Genomic DNA, 13293 nt, shown 5'->3' with positions numbered 1-13293 from the left:
TTCGACGTTCTCCTCCCTGTTCGCGACCGCACCTGGCTCTGCCCCGCGCTAGTGGTCGTGCCCGTCCGTCGAGACGTCGACCGTTTCGACGTGCTGTTCTTCGATCTCCTCGAGTGTGTAATCCTTTCCGTGCTGTTCGGCGACGTGGTCGCGTGTGATCTCGAGTAGTCGCTCCCTGTCGTTCTCTTCGGTCCGCATCGTGAAGACACAGCCCGAGACAGCCGTGTCGCAGGCAACCTGAAGCGCTGTCGTTGTTTCCTCGTCGTGAACGTTTGCTGTCATGGGTTCTCGCCTCGCGAGTGTCGATACGACCGAGACGCGCATGTAGTCATCCGACACCGGCTTGGTACGCGGTGCACCGCGAGCAGACCGCGACACGCGGGCAGACGGTGATGTGAGTGCAGGTGCTGCACACCGTGCACGGTGTGACCGGCTTGCAGCACACACCGATAGACGAGAACTCGCAGAAGGGCGGCGAAACGCATCGACACAAACGAACTCTCCACCAGACAGACATCGCAAACGCAACGTGCCGCAACGTTACTCGGCCGCAACATTACTCGACTGCAGCGTCACTCGAGTTCCGGGCCGGCCGCGAGCGGACGCGCCTCACGCCGGAACCGCTGGTAGGTGTCCTCGGCCCAGCGGCGAGCCGCTGGCGTTTCCGTGTCGACGAACACCTTGACGGTACCGCTGTCCTGATTGTAGCCGCTGATGCCGACGCGGTGATCGAACAGACTGATTCCGTAGGGTGGCACCTCCTCGTGGAGCAAGACGGTGATATTGTCGCTCTCGAGGGTCTCTGTCGAGAGGTCCGGGTACATTCGGCGCACAGCAGCCGCAACGTGTGGTGGGTCGATAATCTCCGTTTGCATCCCGTCGATAATCCGCTGGCAGAACTCCTCTCGACAGGGATCGAGCAGCGCCAGATCGAAACCAAGGAATCGAAACTCGCTCGTCTCTCGAAGCAACTCGACGAACCGGTTGATCGGTCGGTACGGATCACTCGTCTCTGCGACCGTCACCACCGCGTCGGCACCAATCTCGATGGGGAACTCGCTCGCCTCAATGGGCAACCACTCCCAGACCTCGCGCAGCGTCCGCTCGGTTTCGATCCGTTCGATGAGCTCGCCGAGCCCCGCTGCGACGAACGAACCCAATTGCGTCGCCACGTATTCGTTTCCCTCCCGAACGATCCAGTGGCGCGCCTCGAACTCTCGAAGCAGCCGACCGACCGTCGACGCCGACGCCCCCGTCTCCGAACGAAGCGCCGCCCGACTCTGTGGCTGTTCGGCGAGGGACTCGAGTACGGTAACTCGGTGGGGCGAGCGAGCCAGAAACTCGATGTCGTCGAGCGCCGTGTCTGTGGTGTGTGGTAACATAGTTCTAGTACTGACCCGGCGACTATAGTTCTGCCACTCATACGACTTAGGTATGCCGTCGTCGCCACCAGCTGTGTAGTCAGCCCTGGTGGTCGTTACTTGGGACTCGCTCGTGTGCGTTCGCTATGGGGTCGGACAACGAACAGGACGCGACCGAGGAGGAACTCGGCGACGAAATCGGCGAGGAGATTTCGACGATGAATTCCGTTCTCGGCGACGCCTACCGCGGCGAACTCGACCGCGAGACGACCTGGCGGGGCCGACTCGATCAGACGACCACCTGGAGCGTTACCGTGATGGCTGCGATTCTCACGTGGGCCTTCTCGAGTCCGGACAATCCGCACTATATCATTCTGGTCGCCGTGCTGGCTGTGACGACGTTTCTGGTGATCGAGGCACGTCGGTATCGCGACTACGACGTCTACCGATCGCGCGTCCGACTCTTCCAGAAGAATCTACTCGCGGACGCCCTTGATCCATCGCAGGGACTTACACACGACGATTGGCGCACACAGCTGAGTAGTGACTATCGACGACCGACGGTAAAGATCACGTTTCTCGAAGCGGCCAGTAACCGGCTTCGGCGGATTTATCTCGCGCTGTTGTTCGTGTTGTTGCTCGCCTGGATCTTCCGCGTCACCGCGTTTGCCACCGGAGAGAGCTTCCGAACCGCGGCGTCGGTTGGTGACTTCTCGGGGACTGTCGTGTCCGTGGTCGTTGGCGTGTTCTACGCGGTGATACTGGTAATTTCGTTGTGGCCACACGACCGAGGCGCGATGGGAGAGTTCCGGAAGGGCGAGGAGCACGCGTGGAAACGGACAGGATGAACCACATACAGCTATACGAAATGTAGTGTCCTGATGTTGCGTAGATGCCTCTATGATGCACAGGTTTCACGACTAAACAGGCTGAAAGAACTCTCCGAGAGCCATTGAGAACGCACTTCTGAGAAACCTATCGGATAGATCTCAGGAAATCACTGGAGAAACCGCGCTCAGGACAGCGCTGGCGCTCCCCAGTGAGGAGAGTCCAGCGGAAACGAGTGGGTTAGTCGGGTGGGTCGTGGCCGTAATTCTTCTTGGCGAACGTCAGGAACGAGTTCGCCGTGAGCGCCGGCCCGTCCCCCACTTTGCCGTCCAGTTCGAGTTGGACGAGGATATCCACCAGCCGCCAGCAGTTGTATAGGACACAGGCGAACGCGAAATTGAAGTACCGGAACCGGTGGTCGGGCGACTGTGTCTCTGCGAGGAACGTCTTCAGCTTCTTGAACCCGTTTTCGATACCCCAGCGCCGCTTCTATCGGACTATTATAGTAACAACTGCAACTAGTTACACACTGATCGCCGAGTCATCTGGCGCTCAGGTGTGCAGTGACTTGCAGTGGCTACTATACCCGCCCGATCTGGTGCTTCATCTCCTGTTCGTCAGCGGGATCGACGTCTACCCACGGCAGGTTCGTCTCGAAGGGTACCGTCGGCGCTTCGACTCGTGCCGGCTCGTCGATCTCCTCCTCGTCCGCTACTTCATCGAGAAGATTGCTCAACGGCGAGTCGCCGTCACGATCCGCCGAGAGCGGTGTTGTATCGCCGATGTCCTCGAAGTCCTCGATGAGTTCCTGGCGAATCGTCACGTCCGTGCCGTCATCGGCCTCGTCTTCCCGTTCCCACTCGCGCTTCGGAGGGAGACCGCCTTCTGCGTCGGTCCATCGTCGCTTCGTATATAATCTCCAGAATATACCAGCAACCCTGCTTCTTTTTCTTGTACCGAGCTGAAAATATTGATGACGGAGTTCGGGAACCACTCATACGGTTTACTGTAAGTCATTTCCGGCGCACCCACGACCCAGTCGGTGGGTGCGCCGGTAAATCGTTACAGTAATCTGTATAAATCTCATCTACTTTCCAATGGTAAGATATATAATTCCTCTCTACATTTGTCTGTAATAGATGGGGTTTCGCCGCCCTCGGAAATCCAGCTCCGATTCAGGTACTTCATCATCTCAGTCATCAGCGTCTCCATCGTCGAAGCCGTCGACAACGGCTCGTCGATCCAACCGCAACGCCACCCGCACTACAACCGGCTCACAGTCATCTGCTGCTCGGCGTAGCCGGTCTGCTGCTGAGACCGATACCGATCACGCCGATCGAATCTGGCTCTCACCCGACGACTGCGAAGCGTTACTTGGCCACTCGGTACCCACAGCGTCTCTCAGGCGGACGCTCGAGCAGGTAGTAAACACCGAAGGTCGTGAGACAGTCGAACAGTGGGCCGACGAAGGGATGCCAGTCGAGATAATGGGTGATTCCGAGAAGATGGCTGCGTTCCGAACGCGGCAAGCGCAGTCTCCTGAAGCAGTCCCAACTGATATCGAACGGCAGAACGAGCTGTCGAAACACCGAAACAGATACACTCACCTGGATGATGACCGGTCTGGAGAAACAGCCGTTCCCGACCCAGTTCGACGGGTTCTCTCCACACCTGGGCAGTCGCTGGATGCGGCGGTCCAGTCGGATTTGGCCGAGCGTCTGGGTGATCGTTTCGACGACGTCACGATTCATACCGGCCCGGAAGCAGCGAAAGCCTGCGAGTCGATCGACGCCCGCGCGTTCACCGTGGGCTCGCACGTCGTGTTCAATTACGGCGAGTTCGATCCGGACAGCGCCACAGGCAAGTACCTGCTTGCCCACGAGTTGGTGCATACTCGCCAGCAGACGGACGGACAGGTCACTCGATTGCCGGCTGCAAAGGAACTCGAGGTGCGAGATTCCTCGAGTGCGTACGAGCGTGAGGCGGACGAGCTCGCCAGTGAGGCGCTCCGATCGGACGCGGGCGTAGGGGCGCTCACCCCGAGCCAAGCAGCGCTGTCCGTCCAGCGGATGCACAAACACGAACTCCTTGAGGTCCTTGACGACGAACTCGAGGAAGACCTCCCCGAGGAGTTCGAGGACGGCCTGCCGGAGGAGGTCCTCGAAAAGCTGCCAGAGGCACTACGTGACGGCTACGAGAACGGTCATCCAGCGTTTACGCGGGCCTATGAGCGGGAGTTCGATAATGCGACGTTTCAGGACCTCACCAAATCGTCGTTCCGAAACAGTGAGCGCTGGGGTGAGGAGGGGGAAGTCCACTGGACCTGGGAAGAGGTCGCCAATTCGATCCTATACAATAGTCGGGAAGGAATCGAGAATCTCAGCGAGCGCGAGCAACGAACGCTGGCGCTGTTCATGAACGAATCCGACGAGATCGCTGCGGAGTTCGGAAAAACGATCGAGCGCCACTGGCAGGGTCTCTCCGGGGGCGATTATCTGAACGAGACCGCCGAAAATTCGACTGCTGGGGCAGTAGTCGATCTCTCGCTGGGTCAGCCGTTTATCGCAACCACAGTGGGGGCGATTACCGCGCCTGTCAAAGCGCAACTCGAGTATCAGGTCGATAAACGTCTCCCAAAAGACTACGAGGAATACAACAAGCTCGAACTAGTCAGAGATGCTCTCAAAGAAGCCAAAGAGAGTGAGAGAGACCTCACCAAAGAGAGGGACGAAGAGAAGGTACCTAAAACTGAGCGAACCCAGTTTGAAAATGCAAAATACGGTGATCAGATACAGACAGACCATGGAATAGAGTCTAGTACCGGAGGCCAGTCAACGGGTCCTGAACAGATCGAAGAAAATCTTCGGGATCTCAGAGCAATACAAAGCGAGGAATGGGTGAATCTGAGTCAGGACAAGCGTGAAAAGTACATCAAAACATTACAGGAGGAAGGGCTGATGTCGCGTGTGCTCGTCGGCACGATGGCATCGGTCGATCCGGAGAATATCGATCGACCAGATCCCGTTGAGTATGCAAAAGAGGGTGTATCGAGTGCTGGAGTATCAGGAACAGCGGGTACGGTACAGAAGGCAGGGACCAATACTGTCGACTCGGGCAGCACAGATCCAATAGAGGCACTGTCAATCGGAGCAGCGAAGGGGAGCACCAAAGGCTTTGCAACAATCCTCACGAAGATTGCTGCCGATCGACTTGGCACTGAAGAAAAAATCAAAGAGACAGGCGACAGAATAGAGGAAGATATCCTAAAATCTGTGAAAGGAATCAGATCCCAACCAGAACAGACGCAGGATTCGAAGGAAGCATACGACGAACTCGTCGTCGAACTCATCAAAATACTAGATGAAGAGGAACGTTTCGAGAATTATGACTAATAACGGACACGAATCGATGGATGCACATATTATCGGAGAAGATTCGGTAGGAATCGCAGTCGAAGTAACTGACTGCAAGGGATACACGAACCACGTGTTATTCGACCGGGATGGGGAACTCATTGGTCACGTACACGAACGATTCACAGAAGCAACCCAAACTGATCCAGAACCTGCCCGAATCCTCAAACGGGTGCAGTTCCGGGCACGAAACGAGGCTCATCGCCAGACTGAAGCCGATCTTCTCCTTCCCATCCTCGACTGGACCGTCATTGAAGACACCATCGGCGTGCTCGAATCGTTCGATGTTCCACAGATTATGGAACACTTCGAGGACTTTTATGAAGCGATTCAGGATCCACCCGTCGACAACGTTGCCTATACTGCACTGTTCCTCTTCCTGAACGATGGTCGTGATGAACTTGTTAGACAATCTGATCCAGTAGCGTTCTATCACGAAAACGATGATCTCGCTCACACTGAGTTTTCTTTCGAGCGCGATCCCGACGCTTATGTTACAATCCCGCCGCTCGAGGAGATATTCGCCTGTGATAAGCGGTTCCGGGACCTTATTATCCACCAGCTTAAATGTAGGATAAGAGATCTCCACTATATGCAAGGATGTCACCCTCCAGAAAAGTATCGGGTAGACGGGTTAGGGGTCAACGATTCTGAAATTGTTCCCTTCAACGAACAAGCAAAGTAGATTTATGAAGGCAGAAATCATCGGCACCGAAGATGGCATTATTGGTGTGAAAGTTATCGATCCACGTGGAAATCAACATCTCGTTGAGATTGACGTTGAAGACGAGGATTCCGAAGATCTCCACGCCCAAGAATCGTATCCGCTCGACGCATCGAAGCGAACCCAAGAACAGGAACGTCTCATGAATCAAGTTGCAGCTCGAGCCAGGTTCGAAGCCCATACTCAGACGGAATATGAGATCCTTCGGGACGGCTGGGACCCTCGACAACTACGACGGGGGATTGACGCTCTCGAGAACATGCCAGCGGAGGAGTTTGATGAAGCGTTCCGTGAGTATTACCACGCACTCATCAATCCGGAAAAAACCAAGGAAGAGTACGGCATTACTAAAGACTCAGTCGAATTTCCTGGTGAACCCCAGGTCTCGCTGATTATGAAAGGATTCTGTATTGATGAGTCGAACAAAGTTGTGAACGTTCTTTCTGATTTCTGTATTTACTACTCAAATGAGAATGCGGAGATGAATTATACGACAGGAACATTTGCAAGTTGTTCAGATAATTTGACGCAAATAACGCCAATGATTCCACCGTTCAAAGAGCCACCTGGTGATGATGATTTCGTCTACCCTGAGGATTTCCGAGGGTTCATGATCCATAACCTCATATGCCAGATTAGAGATATTTATCTGAATATGGGTGAGGATCCACCAGAACAGTACAATATTCAAGGGTTTGGGAAGGGGACCGGTAATTTCGATTATGACCAATATCTACCATGGGAATAACCGATAGGTTTCCTGAGGCATCTTGACACTCAAGAATGACATCAATATAAATTCTTCCTACAATGAGGATGAAAGTATACCTGGGTTACACAGCAGCTATCAGGAAAGGTGAAACGACCTCGGCCTTGGAATCAGCAGTGTAATTTCAGATTTAAAGAGGGCGTGAAAGGTGTTGCTACGGTTATAAGGCTCTGTTGAAATCCTCTTCTTTAGATATTTATTCGCGCGAATCTACTGTGCCCTACACGTGCGAACTGAGCAAGAAAAGATATACAGGGCGAGACAAGTTATCAAAATATAATGCCCTCCACAGCAACACTGTCCGGCTCCGACCAACCTGAGAATCGTTCTTTGGGCGGCATTCTCGTCCACGTGTTGGCGCTTTTCACCAGTTTCGTTGGCCCTGCCATCATGTATGCCGTATCAGACCACGAATTTACGCGAGAGAACGCCCGAAACGCGATTAATTGGCATATCACCGTTATTGTTCTGGCAGTTGCTGCGTTCGTGACAGGCTTCCTTGGTGCCGACGAAGTAACAATCAACGGTGAGCCGACTGAACTGCTGGCGGTACCGTCACCCCTCGACACAGTGTTTACCTTCATTGGAATCCCCTTGCTACTTGCACTGGTGGTCGCGGTTTTCGCTACATTCGGATTTGCTGTCGTTGCCACACAGAAAGCGGCGTCCGGGTCAGCGTGGTCGTATCCCGGCTCGATTAATATCATCGAACGGTTCCGATAGTCGCTCTATTGAGCGATGACTTCTTGCCCTGTACTAACCGTTAGATTGCTTGGTCAAGATTGTGGACGATACACCCAAGAGCGAGTTCACGAAACTGCTTCCACCAGCGTCGTGAACGGACGAATGCACCGTACTTCCGCTTGAGCGTTGAGTTGACTGTCTCTGATTGACTCCGTTGGCCGTAGAGGTCAGCGTCTAAGCGTGCGTTCCATGCCTTGTGAAGCGGTGTGAACTCACGATGCTTGATTAGTGGACGAATCTCGTGTTGACGAGCAAGCTGTCTGATTTTCTGGTCGTCGTAGCCTTTGTCCCCGAGCAAGATGTCGATAGTCTCGGGGTTACGTTTGATCAACGATGGAGCGATCTGGCTATCGTGTTTTCGTGTCGTCGTCACGTGTAAATCAAGGACTGCGTTCACTTTGGAATCGACCAACAGTGTTACTTTGAGTTGCTGAATCGTGAGTTTGGCTCGTTTCGTGTAGTGTTTCGAGGCGTGACTGCGGTCGAATCCCGAAGCATCGATCCCCGCAACGCCGGTGGTCGGGAGCAGTGAAACAGAGAGATTGAGCAGCACTCGCCAGACAGCCATATCGAGTCTGTTGAACGCCTTGCAGAGCGTAGACGGCGCAGGGAGTTCAGTGAGATTGATCGCGTTCCGGATACGGGGCATCTCGATGAGTTCGTCGAGGAGTGTACGATAGGTCGTGTTCTTCCGAACCTTGAGACAGAGGAGAACGATGTGCTGATGGAGCGTGTAGCGTTGTTTCGAGAACTTTGAGGAGTATCGAGCTACGGCACGTTTCGCTAACTGAAATGCTTCCTCGACAAATCGGAGCAACCGAGACTTTGGGAGGGTCTGCATCTACTCAAACTACCGACCGAACCTGTAACTCACTAAGGATTTCAACAGAGCCTATCGAATACCAGACTGTCTCACCGTGGATTGGCCACTTTCGCTCCATCTGGCGGGGCAGACCAGTGCACGCCGCTGGCTGAGACGCTTCAGGCACTATAGTAGCCACTGCAAGTCACTGCACACCTGATCGCCAGCCTGCTCGGCGATCAGTGTGTAACTAGTTGCAGTTGTTACTATATTATGACGATTTACTCAGACGCCCCTCTGACATCGTCGAGTACCTTCCAGAGCTGGCGGATCACGATCGTACAGTCGAACCAGATGGACTGTTTGCGGATGTACTCGAGATCGTACCGGAGCTTCATGTTCGGGTCGGTGCTCTTGGCGTCGTTGATCTGAGCGAGTCCGGTGAGGCCGGGTTTGACGAACCAGCGCTTTCGCCACGCGGGAACGTCCTGTTCGAGCAGCGGCTCCTCGCTGGTCCAGACCGCCCGCGGACCGACGACGCTCATCTCGCCGAGCAGGATCGACCACAGCTGTGGGAGCTCGTCAAGGTGGGTTGTTCGGAGCACGCGTCCGACCCGCGTAATGCGGTCGTTGTTTTCGTCGTCGGTCGGTGTCGCGGACTCACCTTCGGGTACCATCGTCCGGAACTTGTAGATCGGGAACGTCTCACCGAAGCCGGCAGTTCGATGCTGGCTGTACAGCACCGGTCCGGCGCTGTCGAGTTTGATCGCGAGTGCGATCACCAGCATGAGCGGCGCGAACGCGAGCAACCCGGCGGCGGCAAAACAGACGTCGAAGACGCGCTTGAAGAAGTGATCGAACGGATCCCACGGCTCGAGGTCGACGTCGACCAGTGTATCGACGGCGCTGCTCGCGACCAACACGCTATCGGCGTACTTGCGGTGGACTTTCGCTCGCACGCCGTGTTCGTGGCAGGCATCGAGCGCACCGAAAAACTCGGCGCGGTCGGGCCGCTGGAAGGCGAGTACGACGGTGTCGATGTCGTACTCGACCAGCACGTCCTCGAGTCTCGAGAGGCCACCGAGTCGGGTCAACGCGTCGACGGTGTCGTGGTCGCCGTGACGTAGTGTCCCAGCATTCGGATCTGTCTCACCGGAGGCCTTCCCCTCTGAATCCTGATCGTGGTCGCCGGGCTGCTGATTCGTTGGATCTCCAACGACCATCCCACCGTCAGTCGTGAGATGAGAGTCGATCGTCTGTTCGTCGAAGGAAAACGTGGCTACTGTCGACGGACAGAGATAGCCAAGCACCGGTGTATCGATTTCCGGAGCGATACGTTCGATCTGGCCGAGGTCGTCACCCACGATGAGTGTCCGCGAAGCGCCTTTCCCGGGATGACGACGAATGACGAGAAACAGCAGCGGAATCGTCACGAGAAGCACGCCTGCAATCATCGCAAGCGTCGCTCGTGGCAAGCGGTGTGACCACTTGAAGTAGCCAAGTGCCGCGAGTGCGAGCATTGCGACAACAACGCGTTTCTGGGCGAAAAGTACCAGATCGAGCGTCCGCCGCGGCTGGGGTTTATACAGCGGAATGAGACAGCCAACGACTGCGATCACACTCAGTGCGACCGCCCAGTACAACGACGATCCAGAGAGGACTGTAACCTCGAGTCGATTGAACAGCGGCACGTACGTCGTAAAGAGAGCCTGCAAAGCGGGGTGGTTTGCAGCGAGTACGGCAGTGATCGTCACCGCGATCACGCCAAGAACGCTTCCGATTCGAAACCGCCACCCTGTCAACATTCGTTACTGTTTACGAACCGGACCCGGCATAAACTTGTTGAAGATATCACCAGCTGGTACCGTCTTTCTTCCGAGAAACAGCCGATAACGGCCGATATCGTTATTACCCCGGTGTTTCGAAACCGCTAATACGAGACGTTCTAGTTGCTTAATTGACTGTATCTAGAACGGGAACAGTGAGTCAGCGTCCGGGTCGCGTTCGAGGAGCTCGATCTCGTGGCCGTCCTGATCTTTCGTGAAGGCGTACATGTTGTCGTTGCTCTCGGGGTCGCGGTAATCCGGCGCCTCACGGGTTAGCAGCTGCTCCCAGTCGTCCTCGAGATCGTCGACGCGAACGCAGAGGTGACCCCAGGCGTCGCCCATGTCGTAGCTACGGCCGTCGTAGTTGTAGGTGAGCTCGAGTGCCATCTCTTCAGGCGCGGCGTCCTCGGGCTTCAGGAAGTAGTTCGAGAACGTGTCTGCCTCCCAGCGGCCGGTGTGTTCGTACTCGAATTTGCGAGTCCAGTAACCGAGCGCCTCGTCGGCGTCCTCGACGCGGATCATCGTGTGGTCGAGCGACCAGAGCGCGCCCTCATCGGGGTCGCGCTTGACGATCTCGATTTCGTGGCCGTCCGGATCCTTCACGAACGCGTAGCGGCCACCGCAGGACTCAGGATCGCGGTAGTCCTCGACGCCCTCGTCCATGAGCTGCTGGTAGTAGTCCTCGAGTTCCCCCTCGGGAACGCGGACAGCGATGTGCCCCCAGGCGTCGCCGACCTCGAGGTCGTCCTCGCCCTCGTTGTGGGTGAGTTCGAGCAGTGCACCGTCCTCGTGCATCTCTTCGGGGCCGAGATAGACGATGGTGAAGCCGTCGCCCTCGTAGCGATCTTTCTCTTCGTACTCGAGATGGGTCTGGTACCACTCGAGTGACTCCTCGAGGTTTGCGACGCGAAGCATCACGTGGTCGAGCGTTCCGTCCATGGGCGAGCAAACGCCGGGAATTGGCAAAAGAGTGGCGAAGGCGGCGGTCTGTTCGGTAGTGTGTGACGAGTGGCTGGCGAGTGGCTGGCGAGTGGCTGGCGAGGAATGGTGAAACAGTCCGTAAGTGGTGTGCAGTCCTCTCGGTCGTGGTTCGTGCTCAGTCTCAGTCCTCGCGGTCCTGGGCCGAGCGAGCGGGTGGCTCCTGGGGACCGGCAGACGTCTTCGGGTCGACTCCCCGGCGGAGCCCATCGAGTTCCGAAAGGGCGTAGACCAGCCCGACAAGCAGGAAAAAACCGATCGGGAGGAAGACAATGGGTGGCACCGAGAAGTAGCCGTAGAGGAGGTAGCAGATGACGACGACAAACATGACCGTCGTAGCGTAGTATATCTGCGTCCGAATGTGGTCGATGAGGTCTGCGCCGGTAAACGTCGACGAGAGGACGGAGGTGTCCGAAATCGGCGACGTGTGGTCACCGAAGATAGCACCGGAGAACACTGCGCCGACGACGACTGGCATCAGTTCGAAGGTACCAGTGAGGTTGTAGGCGACCGTGATGGCAATCGGCGTCACGATCCCCATCGTTGCCCAGGACGACCCCATCGTGAACGCGACGAAGGCGGCCACAAAGAGGACGACGATTGGGAGCAGTTCGGGCGGGAGGAAGTCGCCGACCACGGTGGCGACGTAGTCGCCGGTCCCGAGGTCCTCCGCGACGGCGCTGATCGACCACGCGAGGACGAGCACGGTCACTGCGGTCAGCATAAGGTTGAATCCTTCGAGTACCGTCTCGACGCTGTCACCGAGATCGAACAGGCCGTACGCGAGTCCGATGATGATTGCCGTCGCGACCATGGCGAACGATCCCCAGACGAGCGCGGCAGCGAAGTCACCGGCACCGACGATGTCAACAAGGGCCTGAACGACCCCCTCCTCGTTCATGGCCTCCGTAACCGTCGTCGGGGCTCCCTCCTCGGCCTGTTCGGCACCCCACTCCTGATACCCCGTCCAGAACGCACCGGCGAGCGTCACCGCAACGAGGGCCACAATCGGCGCGAAGAACGTCCGTAGCATCGGCTTTTTCTCGATCGGTTCGCGAAGGTCCTCTTCGACCTCTTGCAGCGGTTGTGCGTCGTCCCGATTGACCTTCCCCGTCTGCCAGGAGCGGCGCTCGGCGGTGAGCATCTCCCCGTAATCGCGTCGCGAGAGGACGATAACGCCAACCATCACGATCGCAAGCAGCGAGTATGTATTAAACGGAATCGACCCGACGAACGTTTCGAAGACTCCTGGCACGTCTCCTGCAGCAACGTCGAGGTCATCGTCGTTGACCAGACTCTCGTACCCCTCGTCGATCATCGACAGCTGAAACGCGACCCAACTCGAGAGCCCGATGGTTGCGACCGGTGCGGCGGTCGAGTCTACAATGTAAGACAGCTTTTCGCGCGACATCCGCATCTGATCGGAGATTTCGCGCATTGTGTTGCCGACGATGGCCGTGTTTGCGTAATCGTCGAAGAACAGGAGTATCCCGAGAATCCACGTGGTGAGCCCGGTGGTTCGCTGGGTTCGAATCCGATTGGTCGCCCAGTTTCGAACGGCTGTTGCACCACCGAGACGCCAGATGAGCGCCACGCCGGAACCAAGCAACAGCGTGAAGACCAGAATTTGGGCGTGGAATACGTCCCCAATCGATCCGGAGATCCAATCGAACGTCTGTCCAATTCCGTGCGTCCCCGTTGCGATGATGCCACCCGACCAGATCCCGACAAATAGCGATAGAATCGGTCGGCGTGTCACGATTGCGAGGACAATCGCAAGCAGCGGTGGAACGAGCGAAAGTGCACCAAAATCCGACATGCGCCACTATTCACCAGGTGTGCAAATAA

11 protein-coding genes and 1 pseudogene are annotated in these 13293 nt (G+C 56.4%); 5 read left to right on the top strand and 7 right to left on the bottom strand.

Going from position 1 to position 13293, the window contains the following annotated elements:
- Positions 1–48: 48 nt before the first annotated feature.
- Positions 49–282, bottom strand: a complete 234-nt coding sequence (locus NMAG_RS05720) for a DUF1059 domain-containing protein (RefSeq protein ID WP_012996478.1) — start codon at positions 280–282, stop codon at positions 49–51.
- Positions 283–572: 290 nt separating this feature from the next.
- The gene (locus NMAG_RS05715) at positions 573–1382 is read right to left on the bottom strand and encodes a helix-turn-helix transcriptional regulator (RefSeq protein WP_004217080.1); all 810 of its coding nucleotides are present in this window, start codon (positions 1380–1382) and stop codon (positions 573–575) included.
- A 125-nt stretch (positions 1383–1507) separates the two neighbouring features.
- On the opposite strand from NMAG_RS05715, the gene NMAG_RS05710 reads away from it, so the two are divergent.
- Positions 1508–2209, top strand: coding sequence for a DUF2270 domain-containing protein (locus tag NMAG_RS05710; protein ID WP_004217078.1), 702 nt, complete (start codon positions 1508–1510; stop codon positions 2207–2209).
- 220 nt (positions 2210–2429) lie between these two features.
- On the opposite strand, the pseudogene NMAG_RS20855 reads toward NMAG_RS05710, so the two are convergent.
- Positions 2430–3098, bottom strand: a pseudogene (locus NMAG_RS20855) (hypothetical protein); the annotation flags it as partial.
- A gap of 563 nt (positions 3099–3661) precedes the next feature.
- Between NMAG_RS20855 and NMAG_RS05700 the strand changes: the two are divergent.
- The 4 genes from NMAG_RS05700 to NMAG_RS05685 all read left to right on the top strand — a co-directional run bounded on the left by NMAG_RS05700 (position 3662) and on the right by NMAG_RS05685 (position 7818).
- Positions 3662–5581 (top strand): eCIS core domain-containing protein, encoded by a 1920-nt coding sequence (locus NMAG_RS05700; protein WP_004217077.1) that lies wholly within the window; start codon positions 3662–3664, stop codon positions 5579–5581.
- Entirely contained in the window at positions 5550–6287 is a 738-nt protein-coding gene (locus tag NMAG_RS20850) for a hypothetical protein (protein ID WP_237076819.1), read from the top strand. Before NMAG_RS05700 ends, NMAG_RS20850 begins: the two co-directional genes overlap by 32 nt.
- Before the next feature lie 4 nt (positions 6288–6291).
- Complete coding sequence (locus tag NMAG_RS05690) at positions 6292–7074, top strand: hypothetical protein (protein ID WP_004217072.1); 783 nt, start codon at positions 6292–6294, stop codon at positions 7072–7074.
- Between the two features lie 300 nt (positions 7075–7374).
- Positions 7375–7818, top strand: a complete 444-nt coding sequence (locus tag NMAG_RS05685; RefSeq protein WP_004217071.1) for a DUF4870 domain-containing protein — start codon at positions 7375–7377, stop codon at positions 7816–7818.
- 40 nt (positions 7819–7858) lie between these two features.
- Here the strand turns inward: NMAG_RS05685 and NMAG_RS05680 are convergent, their stop codons facing one another.
- The 4 genes from NMAG_RS05680 to NMAG_RS05665 all read right to left on the bottom strand — a co-directional run bounded on the left by NMAG_RS05680 (position 7859) and on the right by NMAG_RS05665 (position 13264).
- Positions 7859–8680 (bottom strand): IS5-like element ISNma2 family transposase, encoded by an 822-nt coding sequence (locus tag NMAG_RS05680; protein WP_004217070.1) that lies wholly within the window; start codon positions 8678–8680, stop codon positions 7859–7861.
- A gap of 242 nt (positions 8681–8922) precedes the next feature.
- Positions 8923–10446 carry a sugar transferase gene (locus NMAG_RS05675; protein WP_004217068.1) on the bottom strand — a complete coding sequence of 508 codons (1524 nt, stop codon included), beginning with the start codon at positions 10444–10446 and terminating at the stop codon, positions 8923–8925.
- Positions 10447–10608: 162 nt separating this feature from the next.
- The gene (locus tag NMAG_RS05670; protein WP_004217066.1) at positions 10609–11406 is read right to left on the bottom strand and encodes a VOC family protein; all 798 of its coding nucleotides are present in this window, start codon (positions 11404–11406) and stop codon (positions 10609–10611) included.
- A gap of 163 nt (positions 11407–11569) precedes the next feature.
- Complete coding sequence (locus NMAG_RS05665; RefSeq protein ID WP_012996475.1) at positions 11570–13264, bottom strand: Na+/H+ antiporter NhaC family protein; 1695 nt, start codon at positions 13262–13264, stop codon at positions 11570–11572.
- Between the last annotated feature and the right edge of the window lie 29 nt (positions 13265–13293).

The sequence above is a fragment of the Natrialba magadii ATCC 43099 genome (assembly GCF_000025625.1).
In the GTDB taxonomy this organism is placed as follows: Archaea; Halobacteriota; Halobacteria; order Halobacteriales; family Natrialbaceae; genus Natrialba; species Natrialba magadii.
Note: the sequence above shows the minus strand (reverse complement) of the source record. Positions and strands in the feature narration are given on the sequence as shown.